Source organism: Deltaproteobacteria bacterium, from assembly GCA_005879795.1.
Classification (GTDB): Bacteria; Desulfobacterota; Binatia; order DP-6; family DP-6; genus DP-6.
Map to the genome: position 1 here is coordinate 40,071 of VBKJ01000136.1, position 21,002 is coordinate 61,072.

Sequence of the window (21,002 nt, forward strand, 5' to 3'; positions counted from 1 at the left end):
CGCTCGTTTGCTTGAGCTGCGCGGAGGCTTCATGGGGCAGGCAGGCAAGCACTGGGGATTCGCGCTCGTCGTAACCGCTCTCGCCGTCACCGGCGTTCTCACCGCCCTCGGGATACCGCAGTTTCACACGGACTCGGCGTGGAGGCAGATCTGCCTCGCTTTCCTGCCCTGACACGGCCGCCCTCGAGCGCACCACGCTGACAGTCTCGCGCCCGTTTCGGCTCGATCACCTGGAGCTGGGCGAGCTGCGTGCTGCCGTGCCGCCGTTGCCGCTCGCTGGCGCCTGACTACCCGCCCCCGCGAGCGTGCCCAGCAGCGCTCGGCGGGCCTGCTCGTTGTGCCGTACGTGTCGGCCTAACAACGCCGACCCGCATCACTCAGGCGGCCGCAGTCGGCCGGATGCACACCGCAAGGCGAAGCGACCAGCCCTGATCGGGACGGCGGGCCGCGGCCCGACAGGCATGAGCACGGTCACGGCAAAGGAAGGGATACCCAAGACCTGTCTCGCCCGGCGCCGGAAGAAGTACGAGCGTCGGTTGCACACCGTGACCGCACGCGGGCAGCACACTCCGGCAGCCGACGGCAACCTGTACAGGCCACTTTGGCTGGGTAAGGAAGCGTTCCTCGTCGCCGCCAGCGACCGATGCGCACCGCGCCACTCCGCACCTACCGCGCTCGTGCAAGCCGTATGGGTGCGCGAGATTCCCGTCGGCCCGGGGACGAGACGCTCGCCCGCGTTGGGCGCATCCCGCGGGGCGCGAACATTCCCTTCGCCGTCGCGGGCGGGTTCGCGATGGTCGAGGATGGCCAGCAGATAGCAGCAGGGCAGATAGGCAGATGACCGATATCAGCGGCCTTTCTCGGGCCCGCGTACGTGACACCCGAACGCGGACGTTCGCCGACCACTACGTCCGATAGGACCCGAGTAACTGGCTAGCTAGCTGATCCTGATCTTGCAGGAGGCATCCCGATCAGGTAGCCGCGTGGCGTTCGTCGACGGGCTGACGAAGTCGAAGTTCCACCAGCCGTCGTTCGGTTCCGCAAACGTCCCGCTCCAGGTGCCGTCTGGGTTGACGGCGAGGGGGCCGTAGGTGTGCGTCGGCGCCTCGTAGTTCGTGACGACCAGGTCGACCTCGACTCCGGTCGGTAGGCCGACCGCGTTGACCGTGAACGACTGCCCGACTAGGGCGGTGCTGGGGGTGAAGGAACATGAGCCCGATCCGTTCCCGTGGCTGTAGCCGCCGCCGTGTGCATCGGGCGCGACCGCAACCGTAGCGAAGACGACAGCTGCTGCCAAAACCAGGGGCTTCATCGCGCGTCCTCCTTCATCGCGTTTTCTGGGCATAGCTCTCACTGGCCAAAGTTGACGTAACCGCCCAGAGCACAGTTCGGGCAATACCCAGCCGGTGCGTGTTCGGGTATCCCCTCAAACCGTGATGCCAGAGTCGCCGCCGTGCTCCGCGCCAAACCCGCCCCGCTCCACGCGACCGACGAAACGTTCCTCTTCACGACGCCGACCGGGCGCCCGATCGACGAGGAACGGTTCGTCGAGAAGCACTGGCACCGCGCCATCCGGGCGACCGGCATCCGCCCGCGGAAGTTCTACGCCACCCGGCACACGTTCATCTCGGCCGCGCTCAGCAAGGGGGCGAGCCTCAAGTGGGTCGCCCGGTACTGCGGCACCTCGGTCGAGATGATCGACGAGCACTACGGGAAGTGGCTCGGTGACGACGGCTGACAGCTCGCCATCCTGGCGACCCGACCGACCGGGCCTCGGAGGTGCAACCTTTGGTGAAACCTTTCGCGGAGCGCCGGAAAACGTAGAGCAGGCAAGAGGGGGGGAAATTCGAACTCCCGAGGGCTTTCGACCCTGGCGGCTTTCAAGACCGCTGCCTTCAACGGCGCTCCTCCTCGCTACTCCGGACGCGTCGAGCGCCCCGCAGGCCGCCGCCACCGCCGAGCGTTCACCACGAGCTATGACGCTGATGCGGCGAAGCTCCCGAGGAAGCGGCCAACCTCTTCCTCGATCGGGAGCGGCTCCGCTCCCGGGGGAAACTCGTCGAAGAACCCGATCTGAACGAACCGTGAGGTGGCAGTCAGCGCCGGACACCAGAAGGTGGTGCCGCGACGGACCTTGCGGACGGTCGGCCAGCTGGGACGGTCCATCGTGTGAAACACGACGCGGACGCATGGGCGCCCGAGGGAACGGTCCACCGAGACGTCGGCCTCTGCGCGCTCGTACTGTAGTCGGTCACGAATCTCCGCTCGTACCCCCTGCTCGACTCGCGCATGCAGGGCCACCATGTCCGCACCGACGATCGACGGTCGCCGGATCAGGATGAACGCGCCGGCGCGTCGGTAGTCCGTGCTCGCCATTCTCGCGAACTTGAGCAGGTTCGCGTGCTTGCGCGCCACGTGGTCGCCATCGGCCGGGTCGAGCCATGATCCGCTCTCGTTGCCCCGTGCGAAGGCGAAGCGCCAAGGCCCCTGGGGAGGCAGCACCGACACGCCTTGCAGCTCGTAGCGCTCGTTCTCGTTCGGAACGGGATGGAATGGCCTGAGCGACTGTTCCAATGCATGAAGCTCCGGTCCGCAACCGACCAAGGCACCCACGGCGAGCCCCAGAAGGCCGCCCCCGATAGCCGCCCTTCCCCATCGCTCCATCGGTGAGTCAGATTGGGATCGGCATGGGCTCCGGGTCATCTCAAACCAGCATAAAGCGGAGGGGGGGAGATTCGAACTCCCGAGGGCTTTCGACCCTGGCGGTTTTCAGGACCGCTGCCTTCAACCGGGCTCGGCCACCCCTCCCGGCGCGCGCGCCCCACCTCTTACACGTGACGGCGCGCGAGCTAAAGGGCACATGAGCCCGCACGGCGCCCGCTGCCGCGGGCGCGGGCTTGAGCGACCCGCTGAGTCTGCGGACAATGTGAGGAACGATGCGGACGTGGACGACGCTCGGCGCGGCCCTCGGGATCGCCCTCTTCCTTCACGCCCCTGCGTGGGCGCAGACGCTCGGCGAGTTGTCCGCCGCCCAAGGGGTCGGCGGCAGCGTCACGGCGGCCGGGGCGAGCGGCGCCACGACTGCGCGCGCCGTGCGCGACGCCATCACGAGCCACCTCTCCGGGAGCGGCGTCTCTTCGAGCGGCGGCAAGAGCGCGTGGGTTGACGGCGACTCGCACGGCCAGGCGAGCTCGGCCAAGGGCTGGGCGAGTGCGCGCTCCGGGTCGGGCGCCGGCGCGAAGGGCTGGCTGACGGCGAGCGCCGGACGGGCAGCGCCCGGCGCCGCCAAGGGCTGGGCTAGCCGGGACAGGGGGCAGGCCGCCCCCCGCCGGAAGTAGCTGTTCCGCGTCCTACGACGGCGACACGCCCTTCGCACTCAGCTCCTCGTCGATCAGCTCTTTGAACTTCTCGAAGGGCTGCGCGCCGGAGAGCATGCGTCCGTTGATGAAGAAGGCGGGCGTGCCGTTCACGCCGACCTTCCCGCCGTCGGCGATGTCCTTGTCGATCGCCGCCTTGAACGGCTTGTCCTTCAGGCACTGCTCGAACTTGGCCTCGTCGAGGCCGACGTCCTTCGCGTATTCCTTCAGCTTGTCCTCGCCGAGCGCTGTCTGGTTGGCGAACAGCTTGGCGTGGTACGGCCAGAACTTGCCCTGGGCATGGGCGCAGTTCGCCGCCTCGGAGGCGGGGCGCGCCTGCGGGTGGAACGGCAGCGGATAGTCGCGGTAGACGATCCGCACCTTCTCGCCGTAAGCCTTCAACACCTCGTCGACGGTGCCCTCCGCCCGGCCACAGAACGGGCACTGGTAGTCGGAGAACTCGATGATCGTGACCGGCGCCTTCGCGCCCCCACCCCGCTCCGGGCGGCCCGCCGTCGCCACGTCGATCACGGGCGGCCGGAGTGCGACCGTCGTCTTGTGCTTCTTCTTGAGGTCCGCGACGAAGGCCGCCTCTCCCTGCTCCGCGCGCTGCTGCTTCAGGTACTCGACGATGCGGGGCCTGACCTGTTCGAGCGTCTGCGAGCCGAGTTGCGCCTTGTTGTCGTCGTAGACCTTCTGGATCTCGGCGTCGGTCGGCTCGGTCACCTTGGCGGTCACCTCCTGCTTCCTGAGCTCCTCGACCGACGTGCCGCGCGTCTTCGCCTCCTGCTTGAAGAGCTCGTCGGCGATCATCTCGTCGAGCCCCTCGCGCAGGGTCTCGTAGCGCTGGTTCTCGAGCTCGATCAGCTTTGCGCGCACGTGGTCCTCGAGCTCGGCACGCGTGATGGTGCGCTCGCCGACCGTGGCGACCTTGCCGGCCTGAGCGGCCAAGCTCGCGGGCACGACGGCGAGAGACGCGGCGAGAGCCACGACCGTCAGGGCGCTCGCTATCTTCATCCGGGAATCCTCCTTCCGAAAGGACGCAAGCTACGGGGCGGAACCGGCGACGTCAAGCACCGGCTGCGCTTTGCTTTTCGACATATCGCGTGCTACCCGCCCGCAGCCGCCATGCGGCTCCGCGCGATCCTGCTCGTCGCCCTGCTGGTGCTCCCGCTCGCGGGTTGCGCGGCGTCCATCGCGAGCATCAACGCGCGGCCGGACAAGTACTACCAGCACAAGGTCAAGGTCGTCGGGCATATCGAGCGGATGCAGTTCCTGCCCCACGCGACGCTGCTCGAGGTGGCCGACGCCCGGGGTCGGCGGCTCCTCGTGCGCTCCGTGGACCCGGTCGAGGCCGAGACAGGCGACTGGGTGCGCATCGAGGGCGTCTTCGTGCCCGAAGTGAACGTCGAGGACGCGACCCTCTACGACGTGCTCAGCGCCGAGCGCATCGCGCGCACGCGGGCGCCGCGCTTTCGGAACCTCATGTAGGGTCCTGCGCGGCGATCACGTCCGCGCCGACGTACGGGCGCAGCACCTCGGGGATGCCGATGCTCGCGTCGGCGCGCTGGTAGGTCTCGAGCACGGCGATCAGCACGCGCGGGAGCGCGAGGCCGGAGCCGTTGAGCGTGTGCACCAGCTCGGGCCTGGCGCGCGGCGCCGGGCGGTAGCGGATGTTGGCGCGTCGGGCCTGGAAGTCGCGGAAGTTCGAGCACGAGCTCACCTCGAGCCACTCGCCCGAGCCCGGCGCCCACACCTCGATGTCGTATTTCATCGCCGCCTGGAAGGCGAGATCGCCGGTGCACATCTGCACGATGCGGTGGGCGAGGTCGAGGCGGCGGCACACGTCCTCGGCGTCGTCGAGGAGACCCATCAGCGCCGCGTCCGAGGTCTCCGGGCGCACGAACTTGACCAGCTCGACCTTGTCGAACTGGTGCCCGCGCTTGATGCCGCGCACGTCCCGCCCCGCCGACATCTTCTCGCGCCGAAAGCACGGGGTGTACGCCACGTGCCGGATCGGCAGCGCTGCGGCCTCGAGCACCTCGTCGCGGTAGAGGTTGGTGACGGGCACCTCGGCCGTGGGGACGAACCACAGGTCCTCCTCCGCGTCGCGATAGAGGTTGTCGCCGAACTTGGGCAGGTTCCCGGTGCCGACCAGGCACTCGCGCTTCACCATCGCCGGCGGGTAGACCTCGACGTAGCCGTGCTCGCGCGTGTGCAGGTCGAGCATCCAGGTGATGAGCGCGCGCTGCAGGCGGGCGCCCGCGCCACGCAGCACGTAGAAGCGCGAGCCCGAGATCTTGACGCCTCGCTCGAAGTCGATGAGGCCGAGCTGCGGGCCCAGATCCCAGTGCGCGAGCGGCGGGAAGTCGAAGCGGCGCGGCTCGCCCACGGTGCGCACGATCACGTTCGCCGACTCGTCGGGGCCGACGGGCACGTCGGGGTGCGGGAGGTTCGGCACCTCGAGCATGCGGCGCTCGAAGTCCGCCTCGGCAGCAGCCGCGGCCGCCGCCGCCGCCGCGATGCGCTCGCCCACCGTGCGCTGGCCGGCGATCGCCCGCTCGCGCTCGGCCGCGTCTTTCAGGTCCCGGATCGCCTTCGAGGCGCTCGTCCGCTCGGCGCGGAGCTGCTCGAGGGCGTGGAGGGCCTCGCGCCAGCGCCGGTCGGCCGCGAGGAGCGCGTCCACTTCGGCCGCCGGGAAGCCCACCTTCGCGAGCTCGGCCTTCACGCGCTCGGGCTCAGCGCGGATGAGCCGGATGTCGAGCATCTAGCCAGCCACCTCGAAGGCACCGCGCACGTGCTCGACCGCCGGCGGCTCCCGGTCGAAGCGGATGCCGATCACGTCGAAGCGCGCGTCGCGCTCGTGCCAGCGCCGCTCGGCCAGGAAGTGGCGGGCGACACGTGCCACGCGCGCTTGCTTGCGGCCGTCGACCGACTCGAGCGGGGTGCCGGCGGCGCTGCCCCGGCGGCTCCGCACCTCGACGAACACCAGCACCGGCCCGTCGAGCGCCACCAGATCGATCTCCCCAGCGCGGCAGCGGTAGTTGCGAGCCACGATCGTGTAGCGGTGCGTGCGGAGGAACGCTTCCGCAACTGCCTCGCCCCGCCGCCCGAGCTCGCCCCGCCCGTCCACGCGCCCGCGACATTACCCGCCGCTTCTCGCCCTCGCAAGGCGGTCGTCGTTGCGCGGCAGCGGGCGGTACGCTACCAAGGCGCGGTGGCCATCACCCGCGACGAGGTGCGGCGGATCGCGGCGCTCGCGCGGCTGCGCCTCGAGCCCGCCGAGGAGGAGCGCCTGACCGCCGACCTCGATCACATCCTCGAGGCGTTCGCGCGCTTGAGCACGCTCGACACGAGCGCGGTCGAGCCCACCGCGCAGGTCGAGGAGGACCGCCCCGCCTTCCGCGACGACGTGGTCGCGAATCCGCCGGCCACCGAAGCACTCCTCGCGAACGCCCCCGCGCGCGACGGGCGCTTCTTCCGCGTGCCGAAGATCATCGAGTGACGGCTCTCGCCGACCTGTCGCTACGCGAGGCGGCGGCGCGCGTCCGCCGGCGCGAGATCTCCGCCACGGACCTCGTGCGGGACGCCTTCGCGCGCATCGCCGCGGTGGACGGCAAGGTCGGCGCGTTCCTCACCCTGAACGAGGCCGAGGCGCTGGCGGCCGCGGAGGCGATCGACCGCAAGGTCGCCGCCGGCGAGGACGCGGGGCCGCTCGGGGGCGTGCCGATCGGCGTGAAGGACATCATCTGCACGGCCGGGCTCCGCACCACCGCCGCCTCGCGCATCCTCGAGCGCTTCGTGCCCTCCTACGACGCGACCGTGACGGCGCGCCTCCGCCGGGCGGGCGCCGTCATCGTCGGCAAGCTCAACTGCGACGAGTTCGCGATGGGCTCCTCGACCGAGAACTCGGGGTTGGGCACGACGCGCAACCCCTGGGACGGGGGGCGCGTCCCGGGCGGCTCCTCGGGCGGGTCCGGCGCGGCCGTCGCGGCGCGCGAGTGCCACGCCGCGCTCGGCACCGACACCGGCGGCTCGGTGCGCCTGCCGGCGGCGTTCTGCGGCGTGGCGGGGATGAAGCCCACCTACGGCCGCGTCTCGCGCTACGGCGTCATCGCCTACGCCTCGTCGCTCGACCAGGTGGGACCGCTCGCGCGCGAGGTCGCCGACGTGGCCGTCGTGCTCGAGGCGATCGCCGGCCACGACCCGGCGGACTCGACCGCGTCGCCGCGGCCCGTGCCGTCGTATCTCTCGGCGCTCGACGGCTCGGTGCGCGGCCTCCGCCTCGGCCTCCCGCGCGAGTACTTCGTCGAGGGCATGCAGCCCGAGGTCGAGGCCGGCGTGCGCGCCGCGGTCGCGGAGCTCGAGCGCCTCGGCGCCGCCGTCGAGCCGGTGTCCCTGCCCCACACCGAGTACGCGATCGCCACCTATTATCTCATCGCCACCGCCGAGGCGTCCTCCAACCTGGCGCGTTACGACGGCATCCGCTACGGGCTGCGCGCGCCGCGCGCGGCGCTCACCGAGATGTACGAGGCGACGCGTGCCGCCGGCTTCGGCGCGGAGGTGAAGCGCCGCATCATGCTCGGCACCTACGCGCTCTCGGCCGGCTACTACGACGCGTACTATCTCAAGGCGCAGCAGGTGCGGACGCTCATCCGGCGCGACTTCCAGCAGGCGCTCGCCCGCTGCGACGCGCTGGTGACCCCGGTCGCGCCGACCACGGCCTTCCGCCTGGGCGAGAAGACGGCCGATCCGCTCACCATGTACCTCTCGGACATCTTCACCATCTCGGTCAACCTGGCGGGCCTCCCCGCCCTCGCCCTCCCCTGCGGCTTCGACGGCAGCGGGCTGCCGATCGGGCTCCAGGTGATCGGCCGGCCGTTCGACGAGGCGAGCGTGCTCCGCATCGGGCACGCCTACGAGCAGGCGACCGGGTGGCACCGGAGGCCTGCGCCGCTGTGAGCGCCTTCGAACCCGTCATCGGCCTCGAGGTGCACGCGGAGCTGCTCACGCGCTCCAAGATCTTCTGCGCCTGCACCGCCGAGTTTGGCGGCCCGCCCAACACGAACGTCTGCCCCGTCTGCACGGGGATGCCGGGCGTGCTGCCGGTCCTGAACCGCCGTGTCGTCGAGTTCGCGATCCGCGCCGGCCTCGCGACCCACTGCACGGTCGCGCCGCGCTCGCGCTTCGCACGCAAGAACTACTTCTACCCCGACCTCTCCAAGGGCTACCAGATCAGCATGTACGAGCTGCCCCTGTGCACCGGCGGGCACCTCGACGTGCTGGTCGACGGCCAGGTGCGGCGCATCGGGCTCACGCGCATCCACATGGAGGAGGACACGGGCAAGAACATCCACGACGCGCACGGCGACGCGAGCCTGGTCGACTTCAACCGCTCGGGCGTGCCGCTCCTCGAGATCGTGAGCGAGCCGGACATGCGGAGCGTCGCCGAAGCCGGCGCCTATCTGCGCAGCCTGCGCTCCATCCTCCAGTATCTGGAGATCTGCGACGGCAACATGGAGGAAGGGAGCTTCCGCTGCGACGCGAACGTCTCCGTGCGGCCGGCGGGGAGCACCACGCTCGGCACCAAGGTCGAGGTCAAGAACATGAACTCCTTCCGCGCGGTCGAGAAGGCGCTCGCCTACGAGATCGAGCGGCAGTCGGAGGCGCTCGCACGCGGCGAGCGGCTGGTGCAGGAGACGCGCCTGTGGGACGCGGAGCGCGAGGAGACGCGCTCGATGCGCAGCAAGGAGTACGCGCACGACTACCGCTACTTCCCCGAGCCGGACCTGCTGCCGCTGGTGGTCGAGCGCGGCTGGGTGGACGAGATCCGCGCCACCCTCCCCGAGCTGCCCGGCCCGCGCCGCGAGCGCTTCGTGCGCGACCACCAGCTCTCGCCCTACGACGCCGACGTCCTCACGCAGCGCAAGGACCTCGCCGACTACTTCGAGGCCGGGATCGGGGCCGGAGCGGCCCCGAAGGAGATGGCGAACTGGGTGATGACCGAACTGCTCCGCGTCGTGCGCGACGAGAAGCTCGACCGCGCGCTCGTGATCCGGGACTGGCCGCTCGCGGCCGCGCAGCTCGCCGGGCTCGTCAAGCTGGTCGACGCGGGCACGATCACCCGCAACACGGCGAAAAGCCTGATCCCGCGCCTGCGCGGCACGGACCGCGACCCGGCCGAGCTGGTGGCCGCCGAGGGCCTCGCGCAGGTGAGCGACCGCGGCGCGCTCGACGCGGCCGTCGCCGACGTGCTCGCCAAGCATCCGGCGCAGGTCGCCGAATTCCGCGCCGGCAAGGAGCGCGTGCTCGGCTTCCTCGTCGGCCAGGTGATGAAGGCGACGGGCGGCAAGGCGAACCCGCAGGTGGTGCAGGAGCTGCTGCGGAAGGCGCTCGCGGGCTAACGGCCGGGCAGGAGCTCGTCGACCGCGACGCACGCGTCGGGGAGCGCGGCGAGGTTGATGCGCTCGCCGCGGCCGGCGATGGCGGTTTCGCAGTAGCGCCTCGCCTTCCGGTCCGGTGCGCGCAGGATCTCCACGCGTTCGTTGCAATCGACGTTGCGCCCGAGCTGCCGAGCGAAGGCGATGTCACCGGAACATCAAGCGCCGACGAGCGAGCAGCGCTGCGGCGACGCCCACCGCGATCCACCCCGCGACACCGCCGACGAGCGGCGGCCAGCCCGTGCCGACGAGCCAGGCGGGCGTCGGCCGGATTCCGAAGAAGAGCCGCCCGACGCGGAACGTTGCCACCCAGGCGGCGTGGATGCCGATCGGGAGCCAGAGCGCGCTGCTGCGGAGACGCGCCACGGCCAGGAGCCAGCCGAGCAACGCGAGCCCGAGGAGCTGCGGCAGCGCCGCGCCGCTCGCGAGCGGCGCGAAGAGCGTGATCGTCTGCGCCACCCCCGACCACGCGTCCCCGGGACCGCCAAAGCTCCGGGCACGGATCACGTGCACGGCCGCATAGAGGAGCGCCGTCGCCGCGACCGCGAGCACGTCTCCCGCGTCGCGCCGGATGCGCCGCAGCACGATGCCGCGGAAGAGCGTCTCCTCGCCGACCGCGAGCACGACCGCCGCGCCCGCGCCGAGGAGCGCCTTGCGGACCGTCTTCCCCGGCGAGAACCGGAGCGCGGGCACGAGGCCGCCGAAGAGCGCGGCCACCGAGAGCCCGACGGCGAGGCCGGCGAACCCGATCGCGAGGCCCCGCGCGAGCTCGCGCGCCCAGGCGTGCCGCCGAAAGCCGAGGCCCGCCGCGCTGCCCAGGTCGAGGCGGCGCCACGAGGTCAACACGCCGGCCACGAGCAGCACCTCGAACACCCGGTCGTAGACCCGCGCGAAGCCGAAGGGACGGCCGACGATGGCCGCCGCGCCCCACGCCACCCACGGGCTCGCGAGCGCGGTCACCGCCAGGACGGCGGCGACGAGGCCGAGGAGCCCGACCGTCCGCACTCAGGTGGTATACTCGGCGTTGAAGCGCACGTAGGCGACCGACAGGTCGGCGGCCAGGATGCGCCCCTCGCCGCGCCCGAGGTGCAGGTCGAGCGCGATCGTGAACTCGCGCGCCCGCATCCGCCGCCGCGCCCGCGCGAGCGCCCGCGGGAGCGGCCGCCCACGCCGCGCGACCGCCACGCCGCCGATCGTCACGTCGACCCGCGCCTGGTCGATCGGCACGCCCGCGTTCCCGGCCGCCATCACGAAGCGCCCCCAGTTGGGATCGCCGCCGTGGAACGCCGCCTTGCAGAGCATCGAGTCGCCGATGGCGCGCGCCACCCGGCGCGCGCCATCGGCGGAGCGCGCCCCGCGCACCACGATCTCGACCACGCGCGTCGAGCCTTCGCCGTCGAGCACGACCAGGCGGGCGATCTCGCCCAGCACCTCGGTCACCGCTCGCGTGAGCCGGAGGTGATAGCGCGAGCCGGCGGCGACTGTCCGGTTGCCGGCCGCGCCGCCCGCGAGGAGGAGCACGGTGTCGTTGGTGCTCGTGTCGCCGTCGACCGTGATCGCATTGAGCGTCGGGGCCACCGCGTCGTGGAGCGTGCGCCGGGCGGCCGCCGCCGCGACCCGTGCGTCGGTCACCACGAACACGAGCAGCGTCGCCATGTCGGGCGCGATCATGCCCCCGCCCTTGCCGAGCGCCGCGACGGTCACGGGCCGGCCGCCGAGCCTGAGCCGCCGCACGGCCGTCTTCGGGAACGCATCCGTGGTGGTGATCGCCTGCGCGGCCGCGGACAGGCCGGCGGGCGAGAGCGCCGCGACCGCCGCGCGCACGCCGCGCAGCAGCCGCGGCCGGTCGACCTGCACACCGATACGCCCGGTCGCGCCAGGCGCCACCTCGCCCGGCACGCACCCGAGCAGGCGCGCCGCGAGCGCCGTCGACACCTCCACCGTGCGGAGCCCCTCGGCCCCCGTACACGCGTTCGCGTTCCCCGCATGCACCAGCACCGCCGCCACCCTCCCCCCCGCCACCCGCCGCCGCGCCACCCGCACTGGCGCCGCCGGCGCCCGATTCACCGTGAACACGCCGGCAGCGACCGCCGGCGGCTCCGCAACGATCAGTGCGACATCCGGCCCCCGCTCCTTCATCCCGCACCGCACACCAGCGAACCGAAACCCGGGCACGCGGATGCGATGCGCGCCGCGCGCGAGCCTCACCGGCCCGCGCCCGGCGGGCGCCGGGGGTGCCCCCACCGCGACCCCCGCAGGCCCATGCGCGCGCACACGGCCGGCGGGGGGGCGCCACGGCCCCGAGGCGCGCACGGGCCGAGGATCGGGAGCGGAGGGGGCACCCCCGGCGCCCGCGGGCCGCGCGTGAGCGTCACGCTCGCCCGTGGCACTTCTTGTACTTCTTCCCGCTGCCGCACGGGCAGGGATCGTTCCGCCCCACCTTCTCCGCGTCGCGCCGCACGGTCTCGATCTTCTCCGGCACCGCCGGACCGCCGTGCGAGAGCCGCACGCGCGTCGCCTGGCGCTGCCGCCGCTCCATCGCCTCGATCTCGGCGGGGAGCGGCGCCTCCTCGTCCGCCACGCCCTCCACGCGCACCACCGGCCGCGCACCGGCGGCCTCGGTGCGGAGCTGCACGCTCATCAGCTTCTCGATCACGTCCGCTTCCATGCGCCGGATCATGTCCTCGAACATCTCGTACCCCTCCTTCTGGTAGGCCTGGAGGGGGTTCACCTGGCCGTAGCCGCGCAGTCCGATGCCCTCCTTCAGGTGATCCATGTTGAGGAGGTGGTCCTTCCAGAGCGCGTCGAGCGTCTGGAGCATGATGAGCTTTTCCAGGTGGCGCATGATGGGCGCGCCGAAGGTCGCCTCGCGCTGCTCGTAGACCTTGCGCACGCGCTCGACCAGCAGGTTCTGAAGCGCACCGGTGCGGACGCCGGCACGCTCCTCCTCGGGCAGGTTGAGCCGGAAGTTGAACTGCGCGAAGACCGCGTCGTCGATCGCCTTCCAGTCCCACTCCTCGGAGGCCGTCTCGGCGTCGGCGTGGGCGGCGATCAGGTCTTCGGCGATGCCCTCGGCCAGCTCGAGCACGTCGTCCTTCAGCTCGTCGCGCGAGAGGAGGTGGCGCCGGCGCGTGTAGATCACCTCGCGCTGCTTGTTGAGGACGTCGTCGTACTCGAGGAGGTGCTTGCGGATGTCGAAGTTGTGCGCCTCGACCTTCTCCTGCGCGTTGCGGATGGCACGCGTGATCAGGCGGTGCTCGATCGGCACGCCCTCCTCCATCCCGAGCCGTTCCATCATGCCCTGCATCCGGTCGGCGCCGAAGATGCGCAGCAGATCGTCCTCGAGCGAGAGGTAGAAGCGCGACGAGCCGGGATCGCCCTGCCGCCCGCCGCGGCCGCGCAGCTGGTTGTCGATGCGACGCGCCTCGTGCCGCTCGGTGCCGAGGATGTGGAGGCCGCCGGCAGCGACCACCAGCTCCCGCTCCTCGGCGCAGACCTGCCTGTACTTCTCGAGGATGTCCTTGTAGCGCGCCTCGTACTCCTCCGGCGCCTTCTGGAGCTGCTCACGGATCTCCTCGACGGCGGCGACGTACTTGGCGCGGTCCGCCTCGTAGCGCCGCTCCGCGGCGCGCAGCGCCTCCTCGTAGGGTCCCTGCTTCTCCTCGTGCAAGCGTTCCGCCTCGACGTAGTCGTCTTCGGCGGCACGGTACTCGGCGCGCAGCGGCTCGAGCTCGCCGTTGCCGGCGCCGTTCCCGGCGTTGCCCTTGACGAGGAGGGCCAGTTCCATCACCGAGAGCCCGCGCTCGTACTCGGAGCGCCGCTCGTCGAGCTCGCGTCCGGCCTCGTCGGTGCGGGCTCCGCCCTCCTCCCAGGCGGCGAGCGCCGCCTCGTAGCGCGCGCGCAGGTCCTCGAGCGCCGAGCGCTCGCTCGCAACCGCGCCGCCGCCCTCGGCGCCGAGCAGGGTCGCCTCGAGCTCCTCCTTCGCGCGGCGGTAGCGCGCCGGGATCGGGTCCCGGTCGCGCACGGCGGGGATCAGCTCGACCGAGCTCACCTCCTCGTAGCGCGCGCGGATGGCGCGATAGGGGGAGAGCTCGAGGATCTTCCGGTGCGCGTCGGTCAGGCGCCGGAGCGCGTCGCCGCGCCGCTCCTCGAGCGCCGCCAGCTCCTTCTGGTACTTCGCCCCGGCGCGCTGCACCTCCTCGTCGTAACGCTCGCGCAGCGTGCGCAGCGCGTCCTCGTAGCGCTCCGCCTTGCTGCCGCCCTCGAAGCTCCCCGCGCGCCGGATCCACTCGTTCTCCATCTCGGAGCGCGCCAGAAACTCCGGGTTGCCGCCGAGCAGGATGTCCGTCCCGCGGCCCGCCATGTTGGTCGCGATGGTCACCTGGGCATGACGACCGGCCTGGGCGATGATGTTGGCCTCGGCCTCGTGGTTGATGGCGTTCAGCACGTTATGCCTGACGCCGTCCTTCTTCAGGAGCTTCGAGACGCGCTCGGACTTCTCGACCGAGGTGGTGCCGACGAGGACGGGCTGGCCCTTGGTGTGGCACTCCTTGATCTCCTCGACCACCGCGTCGAACTTCTCGCGCTCGCTCTTGTAGACCACGTCGGGGTGGTCGACGCGCCGCATGGGCTTGTTGGGCGGCATGACCACCACGTCGAGCTTGTAGATCTTCTTGAACTCGACCGCCTCGGTGTCCGCCGTGCCCGTCATGCCCGCGAGCTTGGTGTACATGCGGAAGTAGTTCTGGATGGTGATCGTGGCGAGGGTCTGGTTCTCGCGCTCGATCTTGACGCCCTCCTTGGCCTCGACCGCCTGGTGGAGGCCGTCGGACCAGCGCCGGCCGGGCATCAGGCGCCCCGTGAACTCGTCGACGATGATGACTTCGCCGTCCTTCACCACGTAGTCGACGTCGCGCTTGAAGAGCGTGTGGGCCTTCAGGGCCTGCGTCACGTGGTGGAGCACGTCGATCTGGCTCGGGTCGTAGAGATTCGAGACCCCGAGCAGGCGCTCGCACTTGGAAATGCCCTCCTCGGTGAGCACCGCCGAGCGGTGCTTCTCGTCGATCGTGTAGTCGGTGTCCTTGCGCAGGCGGGGGATGATGCGGTCGACGACGTAGTACTTGTCGGTCGACTCCTCGGCCGGCCCCGAGATGATGAGCGGCGTACGCGCCTCGTCGATCAGGATGTTGTCCACCTCGTCGACGATCGCGTAGTTGAGCTCGCGCTGGACGTACTCGTCCAGGCTGAACTTCATGTTGTCGCGCAGGTAGTCGAAGCCGAACTCGTTGTTGGTGCCGTAAGTGATGTCGGCGCGGTAGGCCGGGCGGCGCTCGATGGGGCGGAGATGGAGGAAGCGGTAGTCCTTCGGGATGTAGGTCGGGTCGAAGTGGAAGCTCGTGTCGTGGATGATCGAGGCGACCGTGAGGCCGAGGTAGTGGTAGATGGGCCCCATCCACTGGACGTCACGGCGGGCCAGGTAGTCATTGACCGTAACGAGATGGGCTCCCTTGCCCCCGAGCGCGTTCAGATAGAGCGGCAGCGTCGCGACCAGGGTCTTGCCCTCGCCGGTCTTCATCTCGGCGATCTTCCCCTGGTGGAGGACGATGCCGCCGAGCAGCTGCACGTCGAAGTGGCGGAGCCCGATCGTGCGCCGCGCCGCTTCGCGAACGTAGGCGAACGCTTCGGGCAGGATGTCGTCGGGCGTGACCTTCTCGTCGGCCAGGTCCGCGCGGAATTCCGCGGTCTTCTCCGGGAAGGCCTCCGCGGGCAGGTCCTGGAGCTTCGCCTCGAGGTCGTTGATGTCGTGGACGATCGGCCAGAGACGCCTGAGCGTGCGCTCGTTGGCGCTCCCGAAGACGCGGGTCAGGAAATTCGGCATGGGGAACGCAGTATTGTCGTCGTGGGGTTGGGGGAGGTCAAGGCTCGACGGGCCAGCCACTCACCTCGACGGATCTCGGCTCGACCTCCTTCGATGGCGCCGCTCGACCCTTCTTCCATGCACCGTCGGTCTCACCGCTCGATCCGCACCGCCGACTCGAGCCGGGCGCCCAGGAAGCGCTGGCCGATGCGGACGAAGCGGTCCGGCACGTCGGTCACGAAGAAGCTCGCCGACCCGGCCCCACGCTGGCGCTCCAGGCCTTGTCCGCCCAGCAGCTCGGCGACCGCGCGCGCCGTCTCCTCGGCCGAGTCGATGAGCACCACCCGCTCGCCCATCGCCTCGGCGATCAGCGCCTTGAGCAGCGGATAGTGGGTGCAGCCGAGGACGAGCGTGTCGATGCCGCTCTTCTTCAAGGTCGCGAGGTAGGTCTCGACGACTGCGCGCGGGATCGGCCCCTCGACCCAGCCCTCCTCGGCGAGCGCGACCAGGAGCGGGCACGGACGCGTGTATATCTCGAGCCCCGGGCGGAGCGCGCGCAGCGCCGCCGTGTACGCGCCCGAGGCGATGGTCCCCTCGGTGCCGATGACGCCCACACGGCCGTTGCGGGTGCGCGCGGCCGCGGCGCGCGCACCCGGCTCGATCACGCCGATGACCGGCACGGGGTAGCGCGCGGCGAGCGCAGCGAGGGCTACGGAGGAGGCGGTGTTACACGCGACCACGAGCAGCTTGACGCCCTTCGCGATCAGGAAGTCGACGTTCTCGATGCTGTAGCGGGTGACCGTTTCCGCCGACTTGGTGCCGTAGGGGTAGCGGCCCGTGTCGCCCAGGTAGACGAGATCCTCGCGCGGCAGCGCCGCGAGGAGGGCGTGCAGGACGGTGAGCCCGCCGACGCCCGAGTCGAAGATCCCGATCGCGTCGTCCCTGCTGGCCATGCCCGGGCGTCTTATCCCCCACCGCACCGTCCGCCTCAAGCTACCCAACCGTCGACGACCCGCCAGAGCGCGGCCCGTCCCTCGCCCGTGCGCGCGGAGAAGCCGATCAGCGGGACCGTGCCCCCGAGCCGCCGGCCGGCGGCCGCGAGCGCGCGCCGCGCCTCCTCGCGCCCGAGCTTGTCGAGCTTGGTCGCGGCCACGGCGGCGGCCTTTCCGAGCGCCGCGAGATACGCGAGCAGCTCCTCCTCCGCGGCCGCGATGCCGCGCCGCGCGTCGACCACGAGCAGCACCCCGCGCAGGGTGGGCCGCTCGCGGAGGTAGGTCTCGACCAGCGGCTTCCACGCGCGCCGCTCCGCCTCGGGGCCAACCGCGAACCCGTAGCCCGGCAGGTCCACCAGCACCAGCCGCGCGTCCAGCGCGAAGAAATTGAGCTGGCGGGTCCGCCCCGGCGTGCGGCTCGTGCGCGCGAGGCCACGCCGGCCGACGAGCGCGTTGATGAGCGCGGACTTGCCGACGTTCGAGCGCCCCGCGATCGCGACCTCCGGGGGACCGGGCGGCGGCCCGCCGCCGGGAGTGGCCGCGGCGCCGAGGAAGCGCGCCGCGATGACCTTCATGGCGCGCCGCCGCTCAGCCCGCGGCGCGCTTCTCCGGCATCGGCGCGAGCCCGAGCGCGCGGTTCACCGCGCGCACCTGGGTGATGTAGGTCTCGCGGATCGCGCCCTTCTGCAGCGCCTCGACCAGCGCCTGCTGCTTCTGCTTGCTCGACTGCGTGAAGGTGAGCAGCGTCTTCCCGTCGGAGGTGGACGTGAACCTGTAGTCGGAGTCGATGTCGGCCAGCTTGAAGTCGATCGTGCGGCTCGTGATGCGGTGCTCCTCGGGATAGACGGTGTACTCGGTCACCAGGTCCTGCACCTTGAACCCCGGCGGCAGGATGTCGAGCGTCCCGATCACCTCGACCCGCTTGGTGTTGCCGCTCTCGCTCCCCTCGACGATCTCGGACTTCATCACGTTCTCGGGTGCGAATTCCTTCACGCGCTCGGGGTGCTGGAAGGCGTCGAACACCTTGTCGAGCGGTGCGTCGAACCTCGAGACGAACTTCACGTGCCAGGTGTCGCCCGTCTTCTCCATGCTCTCGCTGACGATCTCCTTCGCCGCACCGGTGGCCGCCTGCTGGATCTGCCGGTACTTCACGAACACGTAGGCCAGGGCGACGAGCACGACGATCCCGACGACGGCGAGGATAGCTTTCATGGAACGGCCTCTTAGCCGAACCCGCTCCGGCGATACAAGGTCGGTCAGCCGCTGGGGAGAAGGAGACGGAGGACCGTCCAGATGATGCGCAGCGTGTCCCGGCCGGGGCGGAAGTGGCTCACCCGCTCGGCCACCGGCGGGTAATAGACCTCGACCGGGACCCCGAGGAGTGGCATGCCGCAGCGCGCCGCGCGCAGCAGGACCTCGGTCTCGAAGTCGTAGCGGGCGCCGCGCACGCCGAGTGCGAGCGTGGCCGCGACCGGGTAGACGCGGAAGCCCGACTGCGTGTCCGGCAGCGTCCGCCCGGCGATGGCCCGCAGCAGGCGATCGGCCATCCAGTTGCCGAAGCGGTTCAGGCGCGCGATCGTCTGCCCCTGCTTGCGGCGCGCGCCCACCACGATCGCCCCGGGCACGGCGTCGGAGGCGGCGAGCAGGGCCGGAATCTGGCTCGCGAGGTGCTGGCCGTCGGCGTCGAGCGTGACGGCGCGCCCCACGCCGGCCGCCTCGAGCGCGCGCAGCCCGGTCACGATGGCGGCCCCTTTGCCCGCGTTGGCCGGGTGCCGGTGGACCTCCGCGCCGGCGGCGCGCGCGCGGCGCCCCGTGTCGTCGTCCGAGCCGTCGTCGACCACCACGACCCGCGCGCAGTGGGCGCGCGCACCCCGCACCACGTCCCCCACCGTGGCCGCCGCCCGGTAGGCGGGAATCACCGCCGCGACGTCGGTGCGCACCCGCGACTTACGAAGCGAGCGCCGACCGGGCGGGCGCGGCGAAGAGCCAGTCCGCCACGCCGACGCGCACGTAGGCGGCGAGCCGGCGGAGGTAGCGCGGCTCGCCGGCGAGCGTCCGGGCGAGCCCCCACAGCACGTCGGGACGCGTGTAGAAGACGCGGTAGGCGCGCCGGAAGTAGCGCTCCAGCACCTCGGCCGTGAGCCCGTGCGGCACGAACACCCAGTTCATGGCGTTCATGCGCTCCCAGTCCTCGGCGAAGGCGCCGTGCTGGCGGACCGTGACGTAGGACGGTGTCCCCGGGTAGGGCGTGAACTTCGTCACCTGCGCCAGGTCGAGGGGCGCCCTGCGCAGGAAGTCGACCGTCTCGGCGAGGCTCGCCTCGTCCTCGGTCGGGTGCGCCATCATGAGGAGGCCCTTCACGCGGATGCCCGCGGCGCGCGTCTGCCACAGGGTCTCCCGCAGGCGCGGGATCTTCACCTCGTGCTTCACGACGTCGAGCACGCGCTGCGAGCCCGACTCGATGCCGTACGCGATCTGCCAGCACCCCGCGCGGCGCATGAGCCGGAGGTGCTCTGCGTCGAGCAGGTTCGGGTGGCTGTTGCAGCTCCAGGTGAAGCGGAAGCCCTCGGCGAGGAACCGCTCGCAGAGCTCGGTCACCCGCCGCCGGCTCACGGTGAAGAGATCGTCGTAGAAGAGGATGTGGCGCACGCCGAGCCGCTCGAGGCGCCGGCACATCGCGACCACGTACTCGACGCCGTGGAAGCGGCCGCGCCGGCCCGAGGTCGAGCGGTCGCAGAAGGTGCACGAGAAAGGGCAGCCGCGCGACGTCACCACGCTCGCCACCGGCGTGGCGCGGTAGTTGAAGACGTTCGGCTGGAAGCGGAGCGGGAAGTCCGGCACCAGGTCCCACGCCGGCTCGGGCAGGCGATCGAGGGCCTCGCCGTCGAGATACTCGGCGCGCGGGTTCGCGTGCACACGCTCGCCGTCGCGCCAGACGAGGCCCGCGACGGCGCGCGGATCGCCGCCCGCGATCAGCTCCGGGTACGAGCGCTCGCCCTCACCGACCACGCCGTAGTCGAAGCCCGGGAACATGGCGAGCGTCGGCTCGGGCACGGCGCTCACGTGCGGGCCGCCGACGGTGACGACGACGCCCGGCACGAGCGCCTTCAGGCGCGCCGCGATGCGGGCCGCGTTGTGGATCGAGATGGTGGTGGCCGAGATGCCGACGTGGTCGGGGACCAGCGCCGCCACCTGCCGCGCCACCTGCTCGACCGGCGTCCCCGTGCGCTTCCCGTCGACGATGTGGACGCGGTGGCCGTGCTCACGCACGACCGCCGCGAGCGTCAGCGTGCCGATACCCGGGATCTCCTCCTCGCCCTCGCGCACCCGGTCGCGGCGGCGGTCCCAGCACACGTAGGGCGGCTCGACGAAGACCACCGTCCGGGGCCGCACCATGGCGGGCGTATAGCGGAAGCGAGAGCGGCGGGGAAGGAACGGTTGCGGCGTGTCCTGCGTGGCCGGTAACCCGGAGCCATGAGACCCGCGAAGCGGACTGCCGAACGGGCAAATCACCCCGCCACGCGCCCGAGCGCCCCCGCCAGGCGTTCGACGTCCGCGCCGAGCGGCCGGTCCTCGAGCAGCGGCGGCACCAGCTCGCGCACCCGGCCGTAGACCGCGTGCGTGCCGGCGCCCAGGTCCTCCGCGCCGACCAGGTCGACGGCCTCCGCGACGGCGAGCAGCTCGATGGCGACCACGCGGCGCGCGTTGTCGAGCAGCCGGCGCGCGTGACGCACCGCCACCGTACCCATGCCGACCACGTCCTGGTTGTTGGCGTTGGTCGGCACCGAGCCGAGGCTCGCCGGGTGCGCGAGGACGGCGTCGTCGGCGACCGTCGAGCTGGCGCAGTACTGGAGGCCCATGAGGCCGCTGCGCACCCCGACCTGGTCGCGGATCAGGAAGGGCGGGAGGCCGCCGCTGGTCGTCGGATCGAGGAGGCGCGCGAGCCGCCGCTCGGAGAACAGCGCCACCTCGGCGAGCGCGACCTTCAGGTGATCGACGGCGAGCGCGACCGGCTGCCCGTGGAAGTTCCCGGCGTGCAGGACGGCGTCCTCCTCGGGGAAGAAGGTGGGGTTGTCGGTCACGCTGCACACCTCGACCTCGACGACATCGCGTACGTGGGCCACCGTGGCGCGCACGGCGCCCAGCACCTGCGGCACGCAGCGGAGCGTGTAGGCATCCTGCACCGGGACCAGGCGGCCGTTCCCGCTCCTTTGCCCCGCCGCGCCGTCGCGCAGGCGGCGGCTCCCGGCGAGGAGCGCGCGCAGGTGCGCGGCCGACGCCTCCTGGCCCGCGTGCGCGCGCGCCGCGTGCACGCGCGCATCGAAGGCCTCGCTCCGGCCGCCGAGCACCTCGATGA

General features: G+C 71.5%; 20 protein-coding genes and 1 tRNA gene. 6 read left to right on the plus strand and 15 right to left on the minus strand.

Annotated elements, in window-relative coordinates; all coding sequences use genetic code 11:
* Window positions 1–937: 937 nt before the first annotated feature.
* Window positions 938–1,312: a hypothetical protein gene (locus E6J59_09755; protein ID TMB20097.1), complete on the minus strand. Its 375-nt coding sequence runs from the start codon at window positions 1,310–1,312 to the stop codon at window positions 938–940.
* Window positions 1,313–1,453: 141 nt separating this feature from the next.
* On the opposite strand from E6J59_09755, the gene E6J59_09760 reads away from it, so the two are divergent.
* The gene (locus tag E6J59_09760) at window positions 1,454–1,738 is read left to right on the plus strand and encodes a hypothetical protein (protein TMB20098.1); all 285 of its coding nucleotides are present in this window, start codon (window positions 1,454–1,456) and stop codon (window positions 1,736–1,738) included.
* A 236-nt stretch (window positions 1,739–1,974) separates the two neighbouring features.
* Here the strand turns inward: E6J59_09760 and E6J59_09765 are convergent, their stop codons facing one another.
* Window positions 1,975–2,613, minus strand: coding sequence for a hypothetical protein (locus E6J59_09765; protein ID TMB20099.1), 639 nt, complete (start codon window positions 2,611–2,613; stop codon window positions 1,975–1,977).
* Between the two features lie 107 nt (window positions 2,614–2,720).
* Window positions 2,721–2,808: transfer RNA gene (locus E6J59_09770), tRNA-Ser, on the minus strand.
* Window positions 2,809–2,936: 128 nt separating this feature from the next.
* Between E6J59_09770 and E6J59_09775 the strand changes: the two genes are divergently transcribed.
* Window positions 2,937–3,338, plus strand: a complete 402-nt coding sequence (locus tag E6J59_09775) for a hypothetical protein (GenBank protein ID TMB20100.1) — start codon at window positions 2,937–2,939, stop codon at window positions 3,336–3,338.
* Between the two features lie 12 nt (window positions 3,339–3,350).
* Here E6J59_09775 and E6J59_09780 read toward each other — a convergent pair whose 3' ends face one another.
* Complete coding sequence (locus E6J59_09780; GenBank protein TMB20101.1) at window positions 3,351–4,373, minus strand: hypothetical protein; 1,023 nt, start codon at window positions 4,371–4,373, stop codon at window positions 3,351–3,353.
* A 111-nt stretch (window positions 4,374–4,484) separates the two neighbouring features.
* Between E6J59_09780 and E6J59_09785 the strand changes: the two genes are divergently transcribed.
* Window positions 4,485–4,847, plus strand: a complete 363-nt coding sequence (locus E6J59_09785) for a hypothetical protein (protein ID TMB20102.1) — start codon at window positions 4,485–4,487, stop codon at window positions 4,845–4,847.
* On the opposite strand, the gene serS is transcribed toward E6J59_09785, so the two are convergent.
* Together serS and E6J59_09795 are read right to left on the minus strand one after the other, a co-directional pair.
* Window positions 4,840–6,123, minus strand: coding sequence for a serine--tRNA ligase (gene serS, locus E6J59_09790; protein ID TMB20103.1), 1,284 nt, complete (start codon window positions 6,121–6,123; stop codon window positions 4,840–4,842). The genes E6J59_09785 and serS overlap by 8 nt on opposite strands.
* Window positions 6,124–6,489 carry a YraN family protein gene (locus E6J59_09795; protein ID TMB20104.1) on the minus strand — a complete coding sequence of 122 codons (366 nt, stop codon included), beginning with the start codon at window positions 6,487–6,489 and terminating at the stop codon, window positions 6,124–6,126.
* Window positions 6,490–6,573: 84 nt separating this feature from the next.
* On the opposite strand from E6J59_09795, the gene gatC reads away from it, so the two are divergent.
* Genes gatC through gatB form a run of 3 tightly spaced genes read left to right on the plus strand, consistent with a single transcriptional unit; the run spans window position 6,574 to window position 9,760 of the window.
* On the plus strand, window positions 6,574–6,861 hold the full coding sequence (gene gatC / locus E6J59_09800; protein ID TMB20105.1) for an Asp-tRNA(Asn)/Glu-tRNA(Gln) amidotransferase subunit GatC: 288 nt from the start codon (window positions 6,574–6,576) through the stop codon (window positions 6,859–6,861).
* Entirely contained in the window at window positions 6,858–8,318 is a 1,461-nt protein-coding gene (gene gatA / locus E6J59_09805) for an Asp-tRNA(Asn)/Glu-tRNA(Gln) amidotransferase subunit GatA (GenBank protein ID TMB20106.1), read from the plus strand. Before gatC ends, gatA begins: the two co-directional genes overlap by 4 nt.
* Window positions 8,315–9,760, plus strand: coding sequence for an Asp-tRNA(Asn)/Glu-tRNA(Gln) amidotransferase subunit GatB (gene gatB, locus E6J59_09810; GenBank protein ID TMB20107.1), 1,446 nt, complete (start codon window positions 8,315–8,317; stop codon window positions 9,758–9,760). The genes gatA and gatB overlap by 4 nt, the downstream gene beginning before the upstream one ends.
* Before the next feature lie 183 nt (window positions 9,761–9,943).
* On the opposite strand, the gene E6J59_09815 is transcribed toward gatB, so the two are convergent.
* The 9 genes from E6J59_09815 to E6J59_09855 form a co-directional block, all read right to left on the minus strand.
* Window positions 9,944–10,801 (minus strand): CPBP family intramembrane metalloprotease, encoded by an 858-nt coding sequence (locus tag E6J59_09815; GenBank protein TMB20108.1) that lies wholly within the window; start codon window positions 10,799–10,801, stop codon window positions 9,944–9,946.
* Complete coding sequence (argJ, locus tag E6J59_09820) at window positions 10,802–12,004, minus strand: bifunctional glutamate N-acetyltransferase/amino-acid acetyltransferase ArgJ (protein TMB20109.1); 1,203 nt, start codon at window positions 12,002–12,004, stop codon at window positions 10,802–10,804. It lies immediately after the preceding gene.
* A 163-nt stretch (window positions 12,005–12,167) separates the two neighbouring features.
* Complete coding sequence (secA, locus tag E6J59_09825; GenBank protein TMB20118.1) at window positions 12,168–15,674, minus strand: preprotein translocase subunit SecA; 3,507 nt, start codon at window positions 15,672–15,674, stop codon at window positions 12,168–12,170.
* 131 nt (window positions 15,675–15,805) lie between these two features.
* The gene (locus E6J59_09830) at window positions 15,806–16,606 is read right to left on the minus strand and encodes a glutamate racemase (GenBank protein ID TMB20110.1); all 801 of its coding nucleotides are present in this window, start codon (window positions 16,604–16,606) and stop codon (window positions 15,806–15,808) included.
* A 35-nt stretch (window positions 16,607–16,641) separates the two neighbouring features.
* The gene (gene ysxC / locus E6J59_09835) at window positions 16,642–17,220 is read right to left on the minus strand and encodes a ribosome biogenesis GTP-binding protein YsxC (protein TMB20111.1); all 579 of its coding nucleotides are present in this window, start codon (window positions 17,218–17,220) and stop codon (window positions 16,642–16,644) included.
* 13 nt (window positions 17,221–17,233) lie between these two features.
* On the minus strand, window positions 17,234–17,857 hold the full coding sequence (locus tag E6J59_09840; GenBank protein TMB20112.1) for an SRPBCC family protein: 624 nt from the start codon (window positions 17,855–17,857) through the stop codon (window positions 17,234–17,236).
* 44 nt (window positions 17,858–17,901) lie between these two features.
* Complete coding sequence (locus tag E6J59_09845; GenBank protein ID TMB20113.1) at window positions 17,902–18,585, minus strand: glycosyltransferase family 2 protein; 684 nt, start codon at window positions 18,583–18,585, stop codon at window positions 17,902–17,904.
* A 7-nt stretch (window positions 18,586–18,592) separates the two neighbouring features.
* On the minus strand, window positions 18,593–20,041 hold the full coding sequence (locus E6J59_09850; GenBank protein TMB20114.1) for a radical SAM protein: 1,449 nt from the start codon (window positions 20,039–20,041) through the stop codon (window positions 18,593–18,595).
* A 113-nt stretch (window positions 20,042–20,154) separates the two neighbouring features.
* On the minus strand, window positions 20,155–21,002 hold an 848-nt coding region (locus E6J59_09855; GenBank protein TMB20115.1), incomplete at its 5' end, for an aromatic amino acid lyase.